The following is a 529-nucleotide window of genomic DNA, read 5'->3' as shown; positions in this document are numbered from 1 at the left end:
CTGGCGTTTAGTTAAACCATTGCAAGTTAAAAATTACACAATTTAGTTAACATTAGTAAGTAAATTGTTATAAATAAGCAAAATAATAATAGTGTGGTGATGAAATGGAAAATGAAATAGTAATGAGAAGACTTGTTATAAAAACTTTCCACATAAAAAAAGTAGAATTTGCCACAAAGACTTATATAGAAAATGGTGTACTATATATAAGACAAAATATACATCAGGACTTAGGATTTAATCAAGAACTTATAAAGAATATTAAGATAAATATTGTTACACCTAATAATCATAATATCTTTGTAAATTCAATAATGGATTTTTCTCCTATAGCTACTAAGGTTTTAGGAAGAATGGGAGAAGGTATAACCCATGTTCTTACAGGAGTAAATGTTATGCTCACTGGAGTAGATGAAGATGGAGTACAGGTTGCAGAATTTGGTTCATCCGAAGGAATACTAAAAGAGCAAGTTGTATTTGATAGAGCTGGAACTCCAGCAAAGAATGACATTTTAATACATGTAGATGT

At 29.1% G+C, this 529-nt stretch carries 1 protein-coding gene; it reads left to right on the top strand.

Annotated features, from left to right (window positions below; genetic code table 11):
• Positions 1-104: 104 nt before the first annotated feature.
• A partial coding sequence (locus tag P8V03_RS19070) for a glycine/sarcosine/betaine reductase component B subunit (RefSeq protein ID WP_318799384.1) occupies positions 105-529 on the top strand: 425 nt, incomplete at its 3' end.

Source organism: Clostridium tanneri (genome assembly GCF_033659955.1).
Lineage (GTDB): Bacteria > Bacillota > Clostridia > Clostridiales > Clostridiaceae > Clostridium_AM > Clostridium_AM tanneri.
The sequence above is the reverse complement of the archived record's forward strand: the minus strand, read 5'-3'. Positions and strand labels throughout refer to the sequence as shown.